Here is a 21,638-nt window from a genome sequence, read left to right as displayed (position 1 = left end):
ATAATGGTACAAAAGTTAATTTTGCTAGTATGTAGTGCGGGGATGTCGACCAGCCTACTAGTATCACGGATGACGGACGCTGCTTCAGATGCGGGGGTCGATGCCCAGGTTGTGGCAATCGGTTCAGCCGACGTCAATGCCGAATTAGCGACGGTGACTCCGGCCGTGATCATGGTGGCGCCGCAGGTCAGCTATTTAGCCACACAACTGCGGGCCAAACTAGACGTACCGGTTGCGGTAATGGATACGCATGACTACGCTACTTTGGCGGGCCCGCGCCTGTTGCAAAGTGCTTTGGATGCGATTCAGCGTGCCAGTGCGCACGCCTAAAGTCTCGAACCATTAGTTGTAAGCGTTGACAACTACTTGGTAATCAACGTACACTATCTGTGAATAAGTATATACAACTAACGGGACAACCCGAGAAGGTAGGTAGTGTGATGTTTGGTGCAATTGAGGCTGGTGGAACTAAGTTTGTGTGTGCGGTGGCGGATGAGCAGCTGGTGGTACAGGACCGGGTACGGATACCCACTGACGACCCCCAGAAGTGCGTGCCACAAATCGTGCAGTTTTTCCAGCAGTACCAGTTATCGGGCTTAGGCGTCGGTGCCTTTGGTCCAATTGGTATCAATCCGGAGTCTGCGGACTATGGTTTCGTGAAGCAAACTCCGAAGCCCGGCTGGTCCCACTTTGATTTTTTTGGGTGCGCTCAAGACGGCACTGGATTGCCCAATTTACTGGACTACTGACGTGAACGTGGCGGCGTACGGTGAACTGCACCGCGGGGCCGCCCAGGGATTGCACAATGTGGTTTACCTAACCGTGGGCACTGGTATTGGCGGCGGGATTATCCATGACGGCAAGGTCTATACGGCGTACTCGCATCCCGAAGTGGGCCACATCGCGGTGCGCCCGTCTGCGGATGATGTGCCTGGTTTCAAAGGCGTGTGCCCATACCACGATTACTGCCTGGAAGGGATGGCTGCGGGCCCTGCCATTGAGGCCCGCGTCGGCGTACCCGCCGCAACTTTGAGTAAGACCGATGCCGTATGGGATATTGAGGCGTACTACCTCGCGCAGGCGGCCGTGGATTACACGCTGAGCTTTGCACCAGAACGCATCATTTTTGGTGGCGGCGTGTCCAACCAGGCACAGCTGTACCCATTGATCCAAGCGTCCTTTGCGGTGCAAATGAACGGGTACGTCGAAACACCACCGTTGAATGAGTACTTGGTGCACGCCGGTTTAGGTGATGACGCCGGCATTACGGGCGCGTTGTTGTTAGCTCAACGTGTGGCGACGCACTAAGTGAAGTACACAAAACTGTTTTGGGAGAAAATGGATGATTGTATTAGCTGGTACGGATTTGGACGGCACTTTTTTCAATAATCAAAGCCGCATATCGGATTACAACCGCCAGGCGGTGCGCGACTGGGTGCAAAGTGGGCGCGACTTTGCCATTTGCTCTGGGCGCTCACTGCCTACCGTTAGTCAACTGTTCAGTCATGACTTGCGGGTGCCGGGTTACAAAGTATGCCTGAATGGTGGCATTGTTTACGACAAGGACGATCAGCCGATTATGCGACGGCCCCTGGATAATGCGGTCGTACTGGCTGCATTTCACGTGGCCAAACACTACCTGGCGCGCATCGTGTTCTTTGCCGAGCACCATGCGGTTAGTTATACACCAGGTATTATGGGCCGAGTGCGGGGCAATTGGCATAACGGCGAGACCATCAAAATTACGCGTGAGGATGACTTGGTGCGAATGTTAACCGTGGATCACGTCCAGTTCTATAAGTTCACGTTTAACGGTATCTTTGGGAATGGTTTTAGCTTCGCTTTAGCTATGAAAAAGATTGCCGCGTTACCAATTCACTTATCGCGGTCAAACCGGTTCTTCTATGAAGCCAATGCACCACACACGACGAAAGCCAGTGCGCTGCACACCATTGCGACCACGACTGGTCGAAGTATGGCTAACTTCATGTGCTTTGGGGATTATGAAAATGACCTCGAGATGATTCGTGATGTGGGCTACGGCGTGGCGATGGCGAATGCCATTCCTAAAATCAAAGCGGTGGCGCGCTCCAGACGGTGGACCACGACGACGATGGCGTGGGCAAGATGCTACACGCTGTGCTCGCTGGCAAAATTCAATAAAACTATACACTATCCAATAAAAGTATTTACAACTGTCCAATTATTTGCCACAATGTGGTTATGTTAGCGCTACCACGAAACGGAGGGATGGTTGTGAGTACTATTTTTATTAACATAGTGGGGATTGCGATTATTGTCGGACCAATTCTTATTTTGGCCTATCAGAACGACAAAGTATCGCTCAAGCCGCTACGTCCGATGGATGAACAGCGTCCACGCTTTGTGATTGATCTCTGGTTCTTCCAGGGTGGGCGTCGTCACGTCATGGCGAGCGAGACGTACCAACCAGGCAAAGTTGTTGGCAGTGCTCAGGGCGGTCGTTACCGGATTGAACACGTGGAGCACCTACGCCGCTTGGGTGGTTTACGGGAGCACTACGAATTAGACATGCGCCGGTTGCCGGCGAACGCGAACGCAACTGCTGACGTGTTCAGCCACGCATAGATAAGCAAAGCAAAGACCCGTGGGTGTTGATCCACGGGTCTTTGCTTTGGTATAGGCTATTATGCGAGGGCGTCATCATGCTAGTCCGGATACCAACAGGCGTGCTCAACAAAGCGTCACCAACGGTATAGTCCGATATGTTCAAAGTGTGCGAAAAAAAGCATGTTTTTTTTATCGCTCTAAAATCGGCACTTAAAGCGCTTGATGACGGCGTTTACAACGTTGAGACCTTGGTATTGTAAGCGAATTTGTATATACATTAGAATAAAAAGTATTGAATTGTTATCGGCACGGTGTATACTTTAGATGTTGATAGAAGTCGAAAGCGTTTGCAACACTTGCGCGTGAGGAGGTCCGTTTAGTCAGACATGGCTCTACGTTGATATTTAAGTTGAGCAGCTGGTGGTCGTTTTAAGTTACGTATAGAAATTATTCGATCATTGTTGACTGGCATCCCAATTGGGGAGGGGTGCTGGTTGGACCACCAACTGCGGGAGTTGAAGAATAGGAGATGTTATACACATGGCTCTAGAAGATACTAAATTCGGTCAGGGCTTCATCAAAGTCGCCGTAGCGATTGGGAACGAAATTCACTTGCGTTCGCTGCGTGACGCCTTTGCCACCATCATGCCACTGTATATTTTGGCAGGTTTGGCAACCCTGATTAACAACACTGTGTTCACCTGGATGTTTAAGGGTGCTACGTTACTGAAGGTTCAGTACTGGGGCACGATGTTGTCCAACGCGACCCTGAATATTTCCAGTTTACTGATTGCCACCATGATTGGTTACTTCCTGGCAAAGAACCGTAACTTCAGCAACCCGCTGGCCGCGGCGATGGTGTCACTGGCTACTTTGGTAGCAATGATGCCGAACACCGTGCAGATTATTGCTGACGGTGCCAAGAAGGCATCCAACATTAGTGGTGTACTGCCATTCACTGAACTCGGTACTGGTGGTATGTTTGCCGGTGTTATCATGGGTCTGCTGGCTACGGAACTGTTTATCAAGGTTTCTAGCATCAAGGCCCTCAAGGTTAACTTGGGCGACCAGGTACCACCTGCAGTTGGCGATTCATTCAACGTTCTGATTCCCGTCATCCTGGTTCTGTCGTTCTTTGCCCTGATTTCGGCTGTACTGTACGACACGACCAGCATGAACGTCATCAGTTTGATTACGACCTTCATCCAGGAACCACTACGTCACGTTGGTACTGGTATTGTTGGTACGCTGATTATTTACACGTTGGCTAACTTGCTATGGTTGTTCGGTATTCACTTCTCCGTTATTTACAGTACGATTCTGGAACCACTGTTGATCATCAACATCGTTCAGAACACTGCTGCTTACAGCGCGGGTCACGCAATTCCTAACATCATCAACCTGTCACTGGTTCAGTCCTTCGCTCTGTTGGGTGGTTCTGGTGGTACGCTTTGCCTGCTGGTTGCAACCTTCATCGTGAGTCGCAACGCGGCTTCACGGAATGTTGCCAAGCTGGCTTTGCTTCCAGGTGTGTTCAATATTAACGAACCCGTTATCTTTGGTTACCCAATCGTGTACAACGTTTCGCTGATTATTCCATTTATCGTTCTGCCATCCCTAGGCATCTTTGTTGCTTGGTTGGCAACGGTTCTCGGTTGGATGAGCCCAATGGTTGTCCAAGTACCATGGACGACACCAATGTTCCTGAACTCATTCCTGGCAACTGGTGGTGACTGGCGTGCGCCGGTAATCCAGATTGTGGTCTTCATTGTGGGTGTGCTGCTGTACCTGCCATTCGTTAAGATTAACGATGGTGTTGTTGCCAAGCAGGTTGCGCAGGAAAAGGCGCAGGCTGCTAAGGAAGCATAATTTAGTGCTGCTACGTCTAACTCCTCTAGACGTTGAAACGATTTGATCATGGAGCCCCCGACGGTGTACCAGCCGGCAGGGGGCTTTTTAGTGCGTGGCTGGTCGCACTTGCGTGATGGCTCCGGTCGAGCGGCTGGCGGAGGCGGCCGGGGCTGTGAGCCTTACGCTCTCGCCCGTTCCGGGCTACCGCGAAAATTGAACTCGAAAACCGCGATTTCAATTTTTTGATTCCGTAATGCGCTCCGCTTATAACGGAACTTCGGGCATACAGCTGTCACCTCCGCCAGCCGCTCGACCTCCACCACCACGCAAGTGCGACCAACATTGAGTATGGATTGGATGATTAGCGCTTCACCCGGCTACTAAAAAGTTTTTTCAGTACATTTTGTTCACCTTGGGGATCGAGCTTGTTAAAAAAAACTGCAGCAGGGTATACCCTGTTGTTACAGCCTCAGCCTGTATTCAAAAATCTAGCCATTTTGTTGTTGCGGCACCACCTTTGCTTCCGGAGTATTTGCGACACCTAGCAGTTGCCCGACCGCGTATACGGCCACCCCGATGGCGCCATCAATTGCTAGTAGCAGCCACAGAGGTAATACGTGCACCGCAGCCGTCGCGATAAAACCACCAGCCGCCATCACTAACTGCGCCACCCCGATAAAGGTGCTAAAAACTCGCCCTTGCATCCCCGGTTCAACCGTTGCCGATAACCAACTAACCAACGGGATGTTAAGCGCACTTAGCGCCAAACCCGTTGTTGCCCCAAAAACAATGGCTAATATCCAGGCGACTGGTAACCAGGAAATAAAGGCCGTCAGACTCCACGCTATGAGCGCAACGCCATCGACGACTATCCAAAGAAACAAGCTCTTGATCATATTTTGCTCGGCGCGCATCAGGCGGACGGCCACTAGCCCGCCCAGAATTGTCCCCACCGACATCATACCTTCGGCCACGCCGTACGTGCCCGTAGACATGTGCAAAGTCTTGAGCAGAAAGGGCGCTGTGATTCCTTCGCCAATACCGCCCGCTAGGTTCACCATCAGCCCCGACAGCAGAATGATTCTGAGCACCCTACGGTTAAATATGTATTGCCAACCCGAACGGAAGCTATCACCAAAGCTAGTACTTTGTTCATCATCAACGGCTGATTCTACGTGATAGCGGTGGAAGTCGACCGTGCTCATGACTACCAACACGAGCAATTCACACACTATTTCAAGACCAATTACACCGCGAATACTGGTGAGGGGATAAATGACGGCTGCCAGCATCGGGGTGACAACAGCAACGATAGAAGTCCCAGTTTGCTCGTAACCACGGAGCGGGCCAATGTGATCGCCCTCGACCTGACCGATTGCCGCCGCGATATTGTTGTTGCTAAAAATGCCGTCAGCAGCGCGTAAGAGAAAAATCATGATGTATAGGGCGATAATACTGGTGGACCAAATCCAACCGATGATCAGCGCGCCCACCGAGAGCAACTGTAGTAGTTGCATGAGCAATTTCTTGTCCACGCGGTCGACCAGGAAGCCCCCGATTGTGAGGGTGATGATTGCGGTCGAAGCACTCAGCGCCTGCGACAAAACAAATTGGCCGACGCCGAACCGGGCTAGCAGGTATAGGGAAACACTGAAGGCCAACAAGGTACTGCCGGCGGTGCCCAACACTGATGCAGTAATAATCTTGAAGATTTGGGAACGGTCTTTATCCATGAGCAGTGACTTCCTTCATGGGCAATTTGAATTAAAAAGTGATAACTATTTGGTTAAGATTATACAATCTGCACTTAATATTGCAACACAAAAGGCGTCGTATCGACGTTTGACTGAACGGTGACTACGACGCCTTTGTGGTTGTCATTCTACGGTTGCCTCCTGTTGGCGGGGCAACCCGGGGTGAGCGTTGGTATATGTTTGCGCTGTGGATGGAGGGCAAAGTCGGGGTGACTTTGCGCCTCACCAGCAGCTGATGATAACGCTCGTGTCACGATACGCGTGGTGAATCAAAACTTGTTGATAGAAGTGATTACGTTCGCGTAACGCGTTAATCTAGCTGGGCACCGTTAGAAGCGATGACCTTTTGGAACCACCAATACGACTTCTTCGGAATGCGGCGCATGTCGCGTAGGTCATGGTTCGTCCGGTTGACGTAGATCATGCCGTAACGTTTATCCATGTTACCCGAAGAGCTCGGAATATCGATTAATCCCCATCCCAAGTAGCCCAGCACCTCCACGCCGTCGGTGAAGACCGCGTCTTTGAGTGCCTGAATGTGTTGACGGTGGTAATCAATCCGGTAATCATCCTGGATTTCGTGACCCTGGTACACTTCCCGGATACCAATCCCGTTTTCAATCGGAAACATGGGGACGTGGTACTGGTTGTAAACCTTGGTTAAAATATCGCGGAAGCCTAACGGGTCGACGTTCCAGCCCCACTCGTTTGCCTGCAACCCGGGCACTGGCTGGGCGCCGAAGTCGAGATAGTGGTTGGGGATGGTATTGATTGGCACCATACTGCTGTTAATTTGCACTGAACGGTAGTAACTGAAGGCGATGAAGTCACTGTGGAGTTGATCAAACGTCGCCTGGTCGTCATCCGTAAAGTCCAAATCAATCCGCTGATTGCGGACAAAGGTGAGCCACTCTGTGGAATAATGCCCGTTGACGAAAACGTCAAGCAGGTTACGGTTCAGAAACTCGTCAATCCGACGGGCATAGAGAACGTCGCGTGGATTCGAGGAGGCAGGGTACACCTCGGAGTAGGCTAGCATGCCACCAATTTTGGCGTTACTGTGGGCGTGCAGATAGTTAGCAACGGCGGCGTGGGCCACCATCACGTGGTGACTAATCTGGAACAGCTCCTCGTCGGTCTCTGGGCCCTGCAGATACCCGGCAATCCTGAATGCTTCGTTCATCGAGTACAGGTTTTGCTCGTTGAATGTGATCCAGTATGGCACGCGGTCTGCAAAGCGGTCGACCATGGTCTGTCCGTAGCGAATGAACGCGTCCACCACGTGCCGGTCGCTGAAGCCGTTGTACTTTTCGGCCAGGGCGAGGGGCATATCAAAGTGGTACAGACAAATCATTGGGGTGATATTCCGGGCAATTAGTTTATTGATCAGTTCATCGTAAAAACGAATGCCCTCCTCGTTAAACTCGCCGTCACCGGTGGGACAAACCCGACTCCAAGAAATTTGGAACCGGTAGCAGTTCATCCCCTGTTGGGCCATGAGGTCTAAGTCCTCGTCGTAACGGTGATAATCGTCAATGGCAACATGCCAATCGCTGCTTTGGTCGGTTGCCGGACGGTCATCATAGACGGACTTACCCTTACCGCCCTCATTCCATCCGCCCTCAGTTTGCATACTGGAAGTGGAATTTCCCCAAAGAAACCCGCTCGGTAATGGTTGGGACATACTTTTTGCCTCCTTCAGGTATAATGGATCCTTGAATCCGGTTTCATTATGCCACGGTTTAGGCGATTCGTAAAGCTTTTTATTTGAAAAGTATATACAAATAATCAAATTAGGCTATCGCAACTGAAGGTAAAAGGGCGTAAAATGTAGGCAGACAATGGTTTTCTCGGGAGGCGTGTCCATGTATAAATACCAGGATATTTCGCAACAATTACGCAAAAAGTTTACGGGTGGTGAGTACCAACCCGGTGATTTATTACCCGATCAGGAAACGCTGGCGCAGGAATTTAACACCACCAGAATGACCGTCCGCAAAGCAATCCAGTTGCTGATTGTGGAGGGGGTTGTGTACACCAAGCGTGGGGCCGGAACGTTTTTACGTAAGGACTTTAACACTGAGGACAAGCACGATATGGAGTCATCAGTGGATCGGCCAGTGGGGACCACTTTGACCTACGCGGGACGGAAAGTGACGAGCAAAGTATTGTCGTTGGACGCACGCCTGCCCACCGAGGCCGAACAAAATAGTCTGATCATTGGCCCCGACGAGCCCGTGTACGTAATTCGGCGGGTACGGTACGTCGACGGGTTAGTTTATGCGTACGAGCACACAATTATGCCCACCAAGATTACTACGATTACGCGCGAAATTTTGGAGGGCTCCGTATACAAACACCTAGCCGATGAGGCGCACGTGCACATCGCGGGCTCACACCGGCGGATTCACGCCATCAAGGCCACGCAGGACGACGTCGAGGCGATGGGGTGCGAACTGAACGACCCCGTTTTGGTCATCAACCAGGTGAGTTACACCGAGGAGGGGGAGCCATTCGAGGTCTCCGAGGAACACTTTCCTTATGAAACCAGCAGCGTCGTCGCCGACGTCGAACTCAACATCTCCAGCCAAACGCACTAGTGTAGCCGCCGGCTTGCACTGCGGCGGTTAAGCTTGTGACCGGCTACTAGCCTCACGCTCACGCCCGTGCCGGGCTACCGCGAATTGCCGTAGCCCGAGAAACCCGCTCGGTCTAGCCAATTTGATTCTGTAAGTCATAACTGCTAGTAGGCGCTGACGCACCAACTAGCAGTAATTCCAACAGAACAAGGGCCGGCAGCCGCCACACACACAGACCTAACCGCCTTCGTCCCGGCCGCGGTGCAAGCCTACAGAGCGATTTCCCGGGCAACTGGTGGTATTCGGGTGATTAAACAAAGTTATTAAGGGCACTACATTAGTTTTCCCTATGACGGTCGTAGAGTGTGAACAATTACTTCCACCAATTGTTCAGCCTTACCATAATGCTGTCAAAAACGGTAGTAAGGATATTCCTGATTGTTGGAATATCCTTACTACGTTTTTGTAATCATATTAGCCTTTGAATATTTTATTGCCTGTCTACGAGTGACTGACCGGAAACGAGTATGAATAGAACCGCAACCCCGGGTAGACAAAGTAGGTGGTGGAGAAGTTGAACGCCACCCCGTTGCCGTAGAAATTGGTCTGGTCGAGTGCCAACACCTCTTTGCCGGGTTGTTGGCCCATCACCGTCGCCTGGTCGTGTGCCAGCGGCGCCAAACTGACGTACTCCTCGCTCGCCGTGACGTGCACGTCGTAGTTCTCAGAGATGAAATCAAAGATGGAGCCGTTCACCGCTTCCACCGGCAGGTACGGCACCGCCGTCGTGGAGTAGTAGGCTTCCTCCAAGCAATACAGTTGCTGGTTGAGGTAACGTAGCCGTACTACCCGGTACAACTCGCTGTTCGGCTTCAGCTTCATGGGCTGCACGAGCTCCGGATCGGCTTTGATTTTGTCAAAGGTGACCACGCGCGACGTGAGGTGGTTGTCCGAATTATGTAGTGAGGCCCCGGCTCCCGCAACCAAGTTGATGACCGTTTTGGACGGTTGCGGCATCTTGTTCACGTAGTAACCCGAACCCTGAATCCGGCGCAGGAGACCGCGTTGGTAGACCACATCAATGGCTCGCCGAATTGTGTTACGACTCACATCATACGTGGTCATCAACTCCGCCTCGGTGGGTAATTTATCCGTAAATAGGCCCTCATGAATGGAACGAATAATGTCTTCGGCAATTTCGTGATACATAAAAACCGTCCTCCGCTTTGTGCACCGCTAGCAATTAAGCCTGCAAGTACAGTTACGCCACACTTTAACGATATTTGTACCCCTATAATAGCACCATTAGCCCCCTAAAAAAAATACGCCGAACAGTGCCAAATATTTTTATTTAGCTGATGATAATGCACGTAAAGCCCGCCATGAAGCGGTTGGCGGCGATAATTTGGTTGCTGAACTCAGCAAATATTGGCAAAAAAAATATTTGTAAGCACTTGCAAAATTTGTACCCATGTATTATATTATGGACGTGGAGCTGAAAGCGGTTGCTAAAAAGGCTTACAGCAATCGTGGTGAGTAACTATTGTGGAATACGGTACGCTAAATAAGGAGAAATTATTATGGCTGAAAAGAATATTTTGTTGGTCTGCAACGCTGGTATGTCAACTAGCCTCCTGGTAAGCAAGATGCAGAAGGCCGCCGAAAAGGATGACATCACGGTGAACATCGCCGCAACGGCTTCTTCCGACATTAAGAACAAGCTCCAGGACGGCAACCCTGACGTCATGATGCTCGGCCCTCAGGTACGTTACCTGCAGAAGAAGTTGGACTCTGAATATGACTTCCCAGTTGAAGTTATCAACATGCAGGACTACGGTCTGATGAACGGCGAGAACGTCCTCAAGACTGCTTTGAAGACCATTGACGAGGCGGCCAAGTAGGCGCCCGTAACGAAAGGACATTGCACATGGCAGAAACAAATACTGATGCACCTGTAGAAGAGGACCAGAACCTCGAAGCCATTATGGGCTTGATTGTGAATGGCGGTAACGCCAAGAGCTCCGCTTTTGAAGCCATCGACGCTGCTAAGCACGGTGATTTTGATGGGGCGGATGCTAAGCTCAAAGAGGCCGATGGGTTCCTCTCCGAGGCGCACAACTCTCAGACTGGTATGTTGACGGACGAGGCCAACGGGAAACACGCACACGTTACGCTGCTGACGGTGCACTCCCAAGACCACCTGATGAACGCCATCACCTTCCGCGACTTGGCGGGTGAGATTGTCGACTTATACAAGAAGCTCGACGGTCAGGACGTCGCCGACTAGTACCGGTGGTATGAACGAAAATTGAAGGCAAGACAAACAGGTTGCTTGTTTGTCTTGCCTTTTTTTCTGGTAAGGGAAGAAAGGGTGCATAAATTTATGAGTAAAGCTTTAAAGATGCCAGATGACTTTCTCTGGGGTGGTGCCGTGGCGGCCCATCAGGTGGAAGGTAACTGGCAGGCGGACGGGAAAGGTGTATCTATTGCCGACGTGATGGCTGCGGCCAGCCGGGAACAGCCCCAGCGCGTGGTCACGGACACCGTACAGGATGACAAAGTTTATCCCAACCATTGGGGAATTGATTTCTACAAAACTTACCCGCAAGACATCAAGTTGTTTGCCGAATTAGGACTCAAGGCGTTCCGGACATCAATTGCCTGGACCCGTATTTTCCCGAACGGGGATGAAGACGAGCCGAACGCAGCGGGGCTGCGCTACTATGATGATTTGTTCGACCAGTTACTAGCAAACGGGATTGAACCCGTGGTCACGTTGTCCCATTTTGAAATGCCGTACAACCTGGTCAAAAAGTATGGTGGGTGGCGTAACCGCAAACTCATCGACTTCTTTGAACACTTTGCCCAGACCTGTTTTGAACATTTTGACGGCAAGGTCCGTTACTGGATGACGTTTAACGAAATTGACAACCAGTCCGATTGGCGGAATGCTCACCACCTCTACCAGGATTCCGGGCTCCAGCTCGACGACAGCGTGAACTGGGAGGAAGCCATGTTCCAGGCCGCGCACAACGAGATGGTTGCGAGCGCCAAGGCCGTGCTGGCGGCACACAAGGTGGATCCGCAGCTGCAGGTGGGGGCGATGCTCGCCATGGTGCCTATCTACGCGTTGACCGCTAAGCCAGGTGACCAGATGCTGGCCGAACGTGCACTCCAGTACCGCTACTATTACGGTGACGTGCAGATGGAGGGCGAATACCCCCGTTGGCTGTTGAAGTACTTCGAGCGTAAGGGTTACGACATTCCGTTGTCGGATGAGGACCTCGCCACGTTGAAGGCTGGCGCGGCGGACTTTTTAGGGATGTCCTACTACTTTTCATTCACGGTGCAGGAGCGCGCAGACGGCAAAGTTGAGTACGATGAGCACAACGACTTGGTCGACAACCCGTACGTTGAGAAGTCGCAGTGGGGTTGGCAGATTGACCCCCAGGGGATGCGCTGGATTCTGAACTGGATTCAGGACCGGTGGCACAAGCCAACCATGATTGTGGAGAACGGGATTGGCGCGTACGACAAGCTGGAAGCTGACGGGCAGGTCCACGACGACTACCGGATTAGTTACCTACGTGATCATATTCGCCAGATGGAGTTGGCCGTAGTGGAAGACGGGGTGGACGTCATTGGCTATACCATGTGGAGTCCCATCGACCTAGTTTCTGCCAGCACCGGCGAAATGGCTAAACGGTACGGCCTCATTTACGTTGACCGCGACGATAGTGGTCAGGGGAGCGACCAGCGGTACAAGAAGGACTCCTTTGCCTGGTACCAGCACCTCATTGCCACGAATGGCGCCGATTTGGGCGACTAACTGCATGAGTATGTTTGCGGGCGTTAATTGGCCTATCAACACTGTGCCACCGCGCCGAGAGATTGGGTGCGGTGGCATTTTTTTTGCGGATAAACGGAACATGCTACATCGAAAAAAAACGAGCGGTTGGCGTACCGTGTTGTACCATAAAGCTGTGGCTGGTAGCGCTAACAACGCCGGCTGATTAATGTTGAAAATATCAATACGTTCAAGGGGGATATTTTAATGACAACGAGTTCGTCAGGATTACCAAAGAATTTTTTGTGGGGCGGCGCGGTAGCTGCACACCAACTCGAAGGTGGTTGGGACGCCGACGGTAAGGGGCCCAGCATTGCGGACGTGATGACCGTGGGTTCGGCCACCACTCCACGGGAAATTACTCAGGACGTGGAAGCGGGGAAGTACTACCCGAACCATAATGCCATTGACTTTTACCACCACTACAAAGAAGACGTGAAGCTATTTGCCGAGATGGGCTTCAAGTGTTTCCGCACGTCGATTGCCTGGACACGAATCTTCCCCAATGGTGATGATGCCGAGCCGAACGAGGCGGGACTGAAGTTTTACGACGACCTCTTCGCTGAATGCCACCGTTATGGGATTGAACCGGTAATTACCCTGTCCCACTTTGAGATGCCACTGCACCTGGTGCACGAGTACGGCGGCTGGCGGAGTCGCAAGGTGATTGACTTCTTCGTTCGGTTTGCCCGCACCTGTTTTGAGCGGTACCGTGACAGCGTGAAATACTGGATGACGTTTAACGAGATTGATAACCAGTCGGACTACCTCAACGATTTTTTTGATGGCGACTAATTCCGGTTTGGTCTATCCAGAGGGGACACCGGCTAAGGACCGTGAGGCGGACATGTTTCAGGCGTCGCATTACGAACTAGTGGCCAGCGCGTTGGCGGTTAAAATTGGGCACGCCATTAATCCTGACTTTGAAATTGGCAATATGATTAACTTTACGCCGTTCTACGCCATCTCGCTAAGCCGGAAGACGTCCTCTTTGCCCACAAGGTTAACGATTTGCGGAACTGGTGGACCGATGTGCAGGTGAACGGCGAGTACCCTGAATGGCTGGTTAAGTATCTGGAGCGGGAGGACTTCCGGCCGGATGCGACGGAGGAAGACTTCCAGGCTTTGCGCGAAGGCACGGTTGACTACATCGGCTTTAGCTACTATGCTTCCAACGCGGTGCAGTACGACGAGCAAAGTGGGTACGCGTTTAAACCGGACGGCAAGCAGCTGGCGGAGAACCCGTACCTACCGAAGACCGAGTGGGGATGGACGGTTGATCCATTAGGACTACGGTTTGCGCTGGATTGGCTGACTGACCGGTACCACAAACCGTTGTTCATTGTGGAAAATGGCCTGGGCGCTGTGGACCACGTTGAGGATGACGGCAGCGTGCACGACCCGTACCGTGTGGACTACCTGCGCCAGCACGTGCAGGCCATGATTGACGCGGTACGGTTGGACGGCGTCAACCTGATGGGGTACACGCCGTGGGGCTGCATCGACCTTGTTGCTGCCAGCACTGGACAGATGTCCAAACGTTACGGCTTTATCTACGTGGATGTGGACGATGAGGCAAAGGTAGCTTTGCGCGGTCACGGAAGGATTCGTTCTACTGGTACCAGCAGGTCATCAAAACCAACGGGGGCAACCTTGCTGACGTCAAGTAACGGTATTTTGGAGGGGGCTTGAACCCCCCCCTTTTTTTTGTGGTCGCCCCCGGTTGGAGTGCAGAACGTTGCTCCGGTGGGGACCGGGTTGGTCGTGACCGGCTACTAGCCTCACGCTCACGTCCGTTCCGGACTACCGCGAACCTTTGAACTCGAGGAAAATCACTCGATTTCAAAGGTTTGATTCTGTACGTCGGCTTCGCTCCTACAGAACAAGTGCCGGCAGCCGTCACGACCAACCCGGTCCCCACCTCCGCCACGTTCTGCACCCCAACCTACAATGGTGGTTCGCCCAATCAATTAATTGGTTAAACGAGTCGTGAAATTATTATTGGCTTGTACTATCGATAGTAAGCACGGAAGTAACTATTTTGATAATAAATCAACAGATTGACAGAATCACTTGACGTGTTAATGTTAAAGTAACAGCAAGTTTGAACAATTAAAATAGTCTGTTAAGAGGAGTTACCGATGTCAAACCTTGAACGTAACAAAGCCAACGTGACCGCGTTTTACGACCTTATGTTTAACCAGTCCAATCCCCGTGAAGTGATTGGGCAATATGCTGGGGCCACTTATATTCAGCACAATCCGGGAGTTGCCGATGGTAAAGAAGCTTTTATTGAGTATTTTGAGCGGATGGCGCGCGAGTATCCTGGCAAGCACGTGACTTTCCACAAGGTGATTGCTGAGAGCAATTATGTGGTTCTACACTGTGAACAAGTATGGCCGGGTGATCACGATTACGCCGGCATGGATATTTTCCGCCTGGATGATGACGGCAAAATTGTTGAGCATTTTGACGTATTACAGGTGGTGCCTGACCAGTCCCAGAACGGTAACGGTATGTTTTAGGGGTAAAGTCGTTAACTTGATGAAGGATTGCAGTTACTGAGATAGTATAGTCTGACTCCACAATGAAATGTTACCAATTCGGCTCGAACTAACGGGTGCCAGTAAAGTGGTGGTGGGGTGGAGGCATCGTGCCCGGAGATGAAGTTGCCACTATAGTGGCGTGAGGCCGCGTCGGTCGGGTTGGTGAGCGTAGGCGTGTGGGGTCGGAATGGTAACCACTGCCAGGGTGTAACGTTCTTACGGCTTTAGCCGTTAGAACGCGACGAATTCTGAGACTGACCGGGCGGGTTTCCGGGCAGGCTCAGAATCGCACCGGAAACTCACCTGGTCTTGGTGAGTTGGAGGTTTCGCCCTAGCAGTGGTTACCATGGAGTACCCCACGTAAGCCGTAGCTCACCAACCCGACCGACGCTGCCGGAAACCACCAAAGCCGCAACCCCACCACCACTTTACCAGCACTACCCACACAAAAGAACGGCGGTGAGACCTCCAGAAGTCTCGCCGCCGTTCAATTGTTTACGCGAAGTAATGCCGCGCGATTTGTTCGTACTCATTGATGGCTTGGTGGAACCGCGTCAAACTGACGTACTCGTTGACTTGGTGGCTCACGTTGCCGTCCTCATTGCCGGGGCCAAAGATGATGGTCTCGAACTGGTTGCTACTCTTGGTGAATTCCGAAGCATCGGTGGCCCCGCTAAACGTAGCGAGTGGCACCGGCTGCCCCGAAGCCGCAGCGATGCCCGCATTGGCGGTGGTGACCAGCCGCCCGTCTTTGGCCGTTACGACCGGGTAAAAACTGTGCGTCAGGTGGAACTCCAGCGTGCCGGGCCCCTTGTCACTAATCGCCTGGACCACTTCCTGCAACCGCGCCGTTACCTGCTCGTTCGTGAACGCTTTGGTGGGGCGAATGTTGCCCGCGAGCCGCGCGCTACCAGGAATCGTGTTGACCTGGTCGCCGGCCTGCAGGATGGTCACGCTGTGGACGAGTGGGCCTAAAACGGGGTCAACGGGAGCGTCATCAAAGGCGGTGCGTTCGGCCACCGCAAAGTCGACTAGCTTGGTTGTGGCGTTGATGCCCTGATCTGGAATCGAGCTATGGACTGCCTGGCCCTGGCTGGTGATTTCATAGTTGTACGAACCAGCATGGCCGAACTCGATGACGTTACCGGTGGGTTCGCCCAGCACCAGCGCATCGAGGTCGTCAGCATAGCCGAGTTCCGTCAATTGACGTGAACCGGGGGCGCCATATTCTTCACCCACGGTGGCGATAAACCGGACGTGGTGCGGGAAGCCGCTTTGTTTCAGGTGGATGAACGCGAGGGCCATCGCCACGAGGCCGGACTTCATGTCGCTGGCACCGCGGCCGTAGAGACGGTCGCCATCAATGGTGGCGCTGAACGGCGGGTACTGCCACTTGCTGAGGTCCCCGGGGTTGACGACGTCCTCGTGGCCGCCGAACGCGAACACGGGGCTGCCCTCGCCGAATTCGCGACTAGGTTGTCGCGGCCCTCGGCAAAGGGGATACGTTTGGTCGCAATGCCCGCGTCCGTAAATAATTGTTCCAAGACATCAGCAACGGTGCTCTCGTGGCCGTTGGCGGTGTCGGTGTTCAGTTGAATGAGCTGTTGTAGCAAAGTGGTTGCTTCGTCCAAGTGTGCCACCATCCTTTCAGGTTGGTTAATGTACTTCCAAAATAGCACGCTAAAATTAAAAAGCAATGGTTGACATTAAAAACCGGTGTGGTATCATGAAGACAACTTAAAGTTACAAACGCGATTAAGTGAGTAACGGCGATTCAGTTGAGCAGAGAACCGGGTTGGTGCGAACGGGGCAACTGGTAGTCGTGAATATGGCTTGATGATAGCGGCACACTGAGCAGTAATGTGAGGCGATGATGGTCGGCACCCTTTACAGTGCACACGGATGTTTGTCCGTTGCAGAGGATCACTATTGTGGTCGCATTAGAATGGTACCGTGGGCCCGCTCACTTCTAACTTCACCGTTAGGAGTGGGCGTTTTTTTTATTTACTATCGCGTTGTCCGTCAAATGAGGAGGAATTGTTTATGCAGTCTGGATTGAAGAAAGTTATTAGTGTCGGTTTTACCGCGGCTTTGGCCTTAACGCTCGCCGCCTGGGGCAGTAACCACGCGTCCGCCAAGACGACGAAAACCACCACGGTCAAAGTGGGGATTGTTGGTGCCGACAAACGTATTTGGGACGCAGTCGATAAGAAGGTGCAGAAGGACCACATCAAAATTAAGGTGGTTGAGTTCAGCGACTATAACAAACCTAACTCTGCTTTGCAGGATGGCGACATTGACCTGAACGCGTTCCAGCACCAATACTTCCTGGATAACTGGAACAAGACGCACCACGGTAACTTGGTGGCAATTGGGAAGACCGTCCTGGCGCCGTTGGCCGTTTACTCCCAGAAAATTAAGGGGCTTAAGCAGTTGAAGAAGGGCGACACCGTGTCCGTACCGAACGATCCGACCAACGAGGGGCGTGCACTTCAGTTGTTGGAAGCAGCCGGGTTAATTAAGTTGGACAATAAGGATTTGCCAACAACTCAGGACATTAAGTCTAGTCCTAAGGGAATCAAGGTCGAAGCCATTGACGCCGCCCAGTTACCGAAGAGCCTGCCCGACGTAGCGGCTTCCGTCATCAACTCCGGAGTGGCCGTTGACGCCAAGCTGAATCCAGAAAAGGCCATTTACCGTGAACCAATCACCAAGAAGAGCAAGCCGTGGATTAACATCATCGTGGCTAACAAGAAGGAAAAGAATAAGAAGGCGTACAAGCAGATTGTTAAGGCCTACCAGACGAAGTCAATTGCTAAGCTAATTAAGAAGATTTACAAGTCGACCGAAACGCCGGCGTGGAATTACAAATTTTAGGTAAGCTGTTTGAACGTTGTCGTTGCGGGAAAGACACGGTGTAACTTTTTGTCGACTTTTTGAAGAGGTTGCATTGTAAACGTTAGTCCCTATGATAAAATGAGAGAGTATCTAATTCAAAGTTTAGGTTTGAACGAAAGGATGGTACCCCCTTATGACAGCAGCGACAACATATTTGGAGCAGGTCCGCGCCGAATTAGTGCAACGCGACCCGCACCAACCTGAATTTATTGAGGCAGTCGATAATTTTCTGAAGACCATCACCCCAGTATTGGAAAAGCATCCCGAGTACGTGGATGCCAACTTGATTGGCCGGATGGTTGAACCAGAACGTGTGGTCCAGTTCCGCGTACCGTGGGTGGATGATGCCGGGCACGTCCGGGTTAACCGGGGGTTCCGCGTCCAGTTTAACGGTGCGATTGGACCCTACAAAGGTGGGTTGCGGTTGCACCCAACCGTGAACCTGTCCATCGTGAAGTTCCTCGGCTTTGAACAGGTGTTGAAGAATAGCCTGACCACTTTGCCAATCGGTGGTGCCAAGGGTGGGGCGGACTTTGATCCCAAAGGTAAGTCGGACGCTGAGGTCATGCGCTTCACGCAGAGCTTTATGACCGAGTTACAGAAGTATATTGGTCCCGACGTGGACGTGCCGGCCGGCGATATCGGCGTTGGTGGCCGCGAGATTGGCTACATGTTCGGCCAGTATCGCCGCCTCAATGGGTACCAGGCGGGCATTCTGACCGGTAAGGGTCTGAGCTACGGTGGTAGCCTGGCCCGTCCGGAAGCAACCGGCTTTGGCCTGTTGTACTACACGGACGCCATGTTGCAAGCTAACGGTGAACAGCTCGCTGGTAAGCGCGTGAAGATTTCTGGTGCCGGTAACGTGGCTACGTACGCTACGCAGAAGGCAACCGAGCTGGGCGCAACGGTCCTGACCGTCTCGGATTCCAACGGCTTTGTGTACGATGAAAACGGGATCGACTACCAGGTAGTTAAGCAGATTAAGGAAGTTGAACGCGGCCGGATCAAGGAGTACGCTGACCGCGTATCGACGGCCGAGTACCATGAGGGCTCCGTTTGGGACTTTGATGTCGACTACGACATTGCCCTACCATGTGCAACCCAGAACGAAATTAGTGGTGACCAGGCTGCACGCCTGATTAAGAACGGCGCCAAAGCGTGGCGGAGGGTGCAACATGCCTTCCACGCCAGAAGCCACGGCGGCGTAACAGGCGGCCGGTTTGCTAGTGGGGCCAGCCAAGGCCGCTAACGCGGGTGGTGTGGCCGTCTCCGCTTTGGAAATGAGCCAGAACAGCGAACGCTTGTCCTGGAGCTTTGACGAAGTGGATGGTCGTCTCAAGGGCATCATGGAGCACATCTTCAAGGCTTCGGCTGATGCTGCGGACGAGTACGACCTGGGCCACGACTACATTGCCGGCGCAACATCGCCGGTTTCAGCAAAGTGGCTGACGCAATGATGGCACAGGGGATTATTTAAATCATTGATGCTTTGCTCGCCGTTTGGCAACAAGGCATAAATAGAGGACATCACGGCTTGCGTAGCTGCGATGCCCTCTTTACGTTGGGCTGCGTGGAGGAGCGGCCGTGAGTCTTCGGTGAGTAAATCGATATATTTATTGACCAGCACGTCTGGGCATTGTATAACGGAATTATTATTGTCGGAGGTAGTCGATATGTCTGGGTTGTGGATGATTATCATTTTGGGGTTGGGCGGGACTGCACTCACTGTGGGTGCAGCCTTTATGACCGCGCACGCCCAGTTGCGGCAGGCGTCGTTATTGCGACCATTAACCTTACTGGGAATTGGTGTACTCATCGCCCTCGGTAGTTGGGCGGGGGCCGGTGTGATGCTACATAACACGATTACTGCTGCGCGTACGGCGAGTCGGCTCGCACCACGGCCGGTAGAACAACGTAAGCCTGGCAAAACAACGGCCTCTGACGATCAGTTAGCCGTAGGTCGTGACGTGCAGTATGGACAGAGCCTTAAGTTTGCCCACGATTTGACGGTGAAGGTTGGAGCACCCACCAGCCGTAACTCAGATGGTACAAAGGTGGAGCAGGTGACCGTAACGTTGCGCAATCGTGGGACCCAGCAGTTGCGTATTAACCTGGCTGATTTTCAGATGTACAACAGTGGTGCGGCCATGCCGCAACTGACCACTTTGTCGTCCCAGCAGGTGGTGCCCGCTGACCAAACACGGACGGTGCAGCTGTTGTTTCAGGTGGCTGACCAGCACGACGAAGGCCAACTGGTCGTCAGTTATCACGGTGCCGGTTGGGAATGGCAGGGAACTGCCTTCTAAAACTACCAAGAGGTGGAATTATGTGTGGACGTTATTCATTCAACGTAAAGGGATCGCCGCGACTCCAGACGCTCGCCCGGCAACTGGCCGAGCAAGGGATCAACGTGCAGACTGGCGAGGTGGCCCCAGGGGATAACATGGCGGTGGTAACTCGCAAAGGTGACCGGATGACCTTGGGCGCCGTTAAGTGGGGCTTCCCGGGCTTTGCTGGCAGCCGGCCTGTCATTAACGCACGTGCAGAAACGGTGCTGGATAAGCCGATGTTTCGGGACGCCTTTTTGGCGCATCGCTGCGTGTTCCCGAGCGATGCTTTCTACGAATGGAATCCCAGCCACGAACGGTTTAGTTTTGATCGTTCTGATCAGCAAGTAATTTTTTTTGGCGGGTATTATTCGGGACTACCCGGATGGGCCACGCGGGGTCATCCTGACCACTAACCCCAACCAAGATGTCGGGGCGGTGCACGACCGGATGCCGCTAATGGTGGACGAGCAACACATCCGTGACTGGATTATGGATACCACCTTTGCCCAACATTGGCTGGCACACCCTATGGACCGTTTACGGGGTACGCGACAGGTGGCATTGGGCGAAGACATACCGTTGGATTGGGATAATCAAGATTAATGCCGTCCTTAAACCGCGCGGGGCAAAGGTTTGATGGGATAATTAATGGCTTGTATGAGTATTTTGATAACAAAATGTGAAATAACGGTTGACTTCTAATTTTATAAGCCGTATGATAATTCCATCCTCATCAAGAGGACCAAATCTTCCACAGCGAAAGGGGCAATGATCATGACTCAATGTCAGATGTCAGTCACAGTAGTATCACGAATTAACGAAGTAAAGAACAACCAGGTTGCCTCCGCGTTGTTGTGCTTGCGTGCGTTGTAATTCACCTATGGGCGGTCTTTTGATCGCCGGATGAGTCACGTCACCGTAGACCACTGAGAGTTGTGGCTACACGCAAGTACCCGGCAAAACATATTGCCGGCGGGGGTATTTTTTATGCTTAAAATTAACTTTGTGGCACCAAAATTGTTGTTGAACACGACTAACGCAGCGTTGTTGTTGCGGTAGGTAGGCGTTGCTAGCAGAAATGCTAGTCGTGTGTTCTGCGCCGTCTGGGCGTATTCCAATAACAATTTTGGTGCCATTTTCTGCCTAATCGCGGAGAATGGCGGTCACCCATTAGTGGATTAATGGGCGGGCGTCATTTTTTTTGTACTGAAAACGGGGTGATGGCGGTTTTTAACCTGAATTTT

16 protein-coding genes and 4 pseudogenes are annotated in these 21,638 nt (G+C 52.3%); 16 read left to right on the top strand and 4 right to left on the bottom strand.

Annotated features, from left to right (window positions below):
* Window positions 1-3: 3 nt before the first annotated feature.
* The 5 genes and pseudogenes from JCM12539_RS04395 to JCM12539_RS04375 all read left to right on the top strand — a co-directional run bounded on the left by JCM12539_RS04395 (window position 4) and on the right by JCM12539_RS04375 (window position 4,458).
* Window positions 4-330 carry a PTS sugar transporter subunit IIB gene (locus JCM12539_RS04395; RefSeq protein ID WP_054649554.1) on the top strand — a complete coding sequence of 109 codons (327 nt, stop codon included), beginning with the start codon at window positions 4-6 and terminating at the stop codon, window positions 328-330.
* A gap of 110 nt (window positions 331-440) precedes the next feature.
* A pseudogene (locus JCM12539_RS04390) lies at window positions 441-1,308 on the top strand (ROK family protein).
* A 34-nt stretch (window positions 1,309-1,342) separates the two neighbouring features.
* Window positions 1,343-2,230 (top strand): HAD-IIB family hydrolase, encoded by an 888-nt coding sequence (locus tag JCM12539_RS04385; protein WP_054649552.1) that lies wholly within the window; start codon window positions 1,343-1,345, stop codon window positions 2,228-2,230.
* A gap of 26 nt (window positions 2,231-2,256) precedes the next feature.
* A complete protein-coding gene (locus JCM12539_RS04380; RefSeq protein WP_054649550.1) occupies window positions 2,257-2,607 on the top strand; it encodes a hypothetical protein in 351 nt (116 codons plus the stop codon).
* A 522-nt stretch (window positions 2,608-3,129) separates the two neighbouring features.
* Window positions 3,130-4,458, top strand: a complete 1,329-nt coding sequence (locus JCM12539_RS04375; RefSeq protein WP_054649548.1) for a PTS sugar transporter subunit IIC — start codon at window positions 3,130-3,132, stop codon at window positions 4,456-4,458.
* 470 nt (window positions 4,459-4,928) lie between these two features.
* Here the strand turns inward: JCM12539_RS04375 and JCM12539_RS04370 are convergent, their stop codons facing one another.
* On the bottom strand, window positions 4,929-6,173 hold the full coding sequence (locus JCM12539_RS04370; RefSeq protein ID WP_054649546.1) for an MFS transporter: 1,245 nt from the start codon (window positions 6,171-6,173) through the stop codon (window positions 4,929-4,931).
* Window positions 6,174-6,504: 331 nt separating this feature from the next.
* Complete coding sequence (locus JCM12539_RS04365) at window positions 6,505-7,878, bottom strand: glycoside hydrolase family 1 protein (RefSeq protein ID WP_054649544.1); 1,374 nt, start codon at window positions 7,876-7,878, stop codon at window positions 6,505-6,507.
* Window positions 7,879-8,059: 181 nt separating this feature from the next.
* Between JCM12539_RS04365 and JCM12539_RS04360 the strand changes: the two genes are divergently transcribed.
* The gene (locus JCM12539_RS04360) at window positions 8,060-8,794 is read left to right on the top strand and encodes a GntR family transcriptional regulator (RefSeq protein WP_054649542.1); all 735 of its coding nucleotides are present in this window, start codon (window positions 8,060-8,062) and stop codon (window positions 8,792-8,794) included.
* Window positions 8,795-9,274: 480 nt separating this feature from the next.
* On the opposite strand, the gene JCM12539_RS04355 is transcribed toward JCM12539_RS04360, so the two are convergent.
* Window positions 9,275-9,982, bottom strand: coding sequence for a GntR family transcriptional regulator (locus JCM12539_RS04355; protein ID WP_054649540.1), 708 nt, complete (start codon window positions 9,980-9,982; stop codon window positions 9,275-9,277).
* Window positions 9,983-10,353: 371 nt separating this feature from the next.
* Between JCM12539_RS04355 and JCM12539_RS04350 the strand changes: the two genes are divergently transcribed.
* From JCM12539_RS04350 to JCM12539_RS04325, 5 genes and pseudogenes are all read left to right on the top strand, one after another.
* Window positions 10,354-10,674 carry a PTS sugar transporter subunit IIB gene (locus JCM12539_RS04350; RefSeq protein ID WP_054649538.1) on the top strand — a complete coding sequence of 107 codons (321 nt, stop codon included), beginning with the start codon at window positions 10,354-10,356 and terminating at the stop codon, window positions 10,672-10,674.
* Window positions 10,675-10,700: 26 nt separating this feature from the next.
* Entirely contained in the window at window positions 10,701-11,060 is a 360-nt protein-coding gene (locus JCM12539_RS04345; protein ID WP_054649536.1) for a PTS lactose/cellobiose transporter subunit IIA, read from the top strand.
* Between the two features lie 96 nt (window positions 11,061-11,156).
* Window positions 11,157-12,602, top strand: a complete 1,446-nt coding sequence (locus JCM12539_RS04340; protein WP_054649535.1) for a 6-phospho-beta-glucosidase — start codon at window positions 11,157-11,159, stop codon at window positions 12,600-12,602.
* 225 nt (window positions 12,603-12,827) lie between these two features.
* Window positions 12,828-14,290: pseudogene (locus JCM12539_RS04330) on the top strand (6-phospho-beta-glucosidase).
* 471 nt (window positions 14,291-14,761) lie between these two features.
* Entirely contained in the window at window positions 14,762-15,145 is a 384-nt protein-coding gene (locus tag JCM12539_RS04325; RefSeq protein ID WP_054649531.1) for a nuclear transport factor 2 family protein, read from the top strand.
* Between the two features lie 516 nt (window positions 15,146-15,661).
* Here the strand turns inward: JCM12539_RS04325 and JCM12539_RS04320 are convergent.
* Window positions 15,662-16,809, bottom strand: a pseudogene (locus JCM12539_RS04320) (ArgE/DapE family deacylase).
* Window positions 16,810-17,209: 400 nt separating this feature from the next.
* Between JCM12539_RS04320 and JCM12539_RS04315 the strand changes: the two are divergent.
* From JCM12539_RS04315 to JCM12539_RS14580, 5 genes and pseudogenes are all read left to right on the top strand, one after another.
* A complete protein-coding gene (locus tag JCM12539_RS04315) occupies window positions 17,210-18,043 on the top strand; it encodes a MetQ/NlpA family ABC transporter substrate-binding protein (protein WP_054649529.1) in 834 nt (277 codons plus the stop codon).
* 154 nt (window positions 18,044-18,197) lie between these two features.
* Window positions 18,198-19,541, top strand: a pseudogene (gene gdhA, locus JCM12539_RS04310) (NADP-specific glutamate dehydrogenase).
* 196 nt (window positions 19,542-19,737) lie between these two features.
* Window positions 19,738-20,370, top strand: a complete 633-nt coding sequence (locus JCM12539_RS04305) for a hypothetical protein (protein WP_054649528.1) — start codon at window positions 19,738-19,740, stop codon at window positions 20,368-20,370.
* A 20-nt stretch (window positions 20,371-20,390) separates the two neighbouring features.
* Window positions 20,391-20,807 carry an SOS response-associated peptidase family protein gene (locus JCM12539_RS04300; protein WP_054649526.1) on the top strand — a complete coding sequence of 139 codons (417 nt, stop codon included), beginning with the start codon at window positions 20,391-20,393 and terminating at the stop codon, window positions 20,805-20,807.
* Complete coding sequence (locus tag JCM12539_RS14580) at window positions 20,749-20,997, top strand: SOS response-associated peptidase family protein (RefSeq protein ID WP_263849743.1); 249 nt, start codon at window positions 20,749-20,751, stop codon at window positions 20,995-20,997. Before JCM12539_RS04300 ends, JCM12539_RS14580 begins: the two co-directional genes overlap by 59 nt.
* Window positions 20,998-21,638 lie beyond the last annotated feature (641 nt).

This window comes from Lacticaseibacillus pantheris DSM 15945 = JCM 12539 = NBRC 106106 (assembly GCF_001311175.1).
GTDB lineage: Bacteria > Bacillota > Bacilli > Lactobacillales > Lactobacillaceae > Lacticaseibacillus > Lacticaseibacillus pantheris.
This window is presented reverse-complemented; position numbering and strand designations above follow the sequence as displayed.

Bases quoted from the DNA above. Each gene is read 5' to 3' on its own strand.
- JCM12539_RS04365 (WP_054649544.1), bottom strand. From the start codon at position 7,878: ATGTCCCAACCATTACCGAGCGGGTTTCTTTGGGGAAATTCCACTTCC.
- JCM12539_RS04300 (WP_054649526.1), top strand. From the start codon at position 20,391: ATGTGTGGACGTTATTCATTCAACGTAAAGGGATCGCCGCGACTCCAG.
- JCM12539_RS04345 (WP_054649536.1), top strand. From the start codon at position 10,701: ATGGCAGAAACAAATACTGATGCACCTGTAGAAGAGGACCAGAACCTC.
- JCM12539_RS04340 (WP_054649535.1), top strand. From the start codon at position 11,157: ATGAGTAAAGCTTTAAAGATGCCAGATGACTTTCTCTGGGGTGGTGCC.
- JCM12539_RS04325 (WP_054649531.1), top strand. From the start codon at position 14,762: ATGTCAAACCTTGAACGTAACAAAGCCAACGTGACCGCGTTTTACGAC.
- JCM12539_RS04375 (WP_054649548.1), top strand. From the start codon at position 3,130: ATGGCTCTAGAAGATACTAAATTCGGTCAGGGCTTCATCAAAGTCGCC.
- JCM12539_RS04355 (WP_054649540.1), bottom strand. From the start codon at position 9,982: ATGTATCACGAAATTGCCGAAGACATTATTCGTTCCATTCATGAGGGC.
- JCM12539_RS04385 (WP_054649552.1), top strand. From the start codon at position 1,343: ATGATTGTATTAGCTGGTACGGATTTGGACGGCACTTTTTTCAATAAT.
- JCM12539_RS04360 (WP_054649542.1), top strand. From the start codon at position 8,060: ATGTATAAATACCAGGATATTTCGCAACAATTACGCAAAAAGTTTACG.
- JCM12539_RS04395 (WP_054649554.1), top strand. From the start codon at position 4: ATGGTACAAAAGTTAATTTTGCTAGTATGTAGTGCGGGGATGTCGACC.
- JCM12539_RS04350 (WP_054649538.1), top strand. From the start codon at position 10,354: ATGGCTGAAAAGAATATTTTGTTGGTCTGCAACGCTGGTATGTCAACT.
- JCM12539_RS04370 (WP_054649546.1), bottom strand. From the start codon at position 6,173: ATGGATAAAGACCGTTCCCAAATCTTCAAGATTATTACTGCATCAGTG.
- JCM12539_RS04315 (WP_054649529.1), top strand. From the start codon at position 17,210: ATGCAGTCTGGATTGAAGAAAGTTATTAGTGTCGGTTTTACCGCGGCT.
- JCM12539_RS04305 (WP_054649528.1), top strand. From the start codon at position 19,738: ATGTCTGGGTTGTGGATGATTATCATTTTGGGGTTGGGCGGGACTGCA.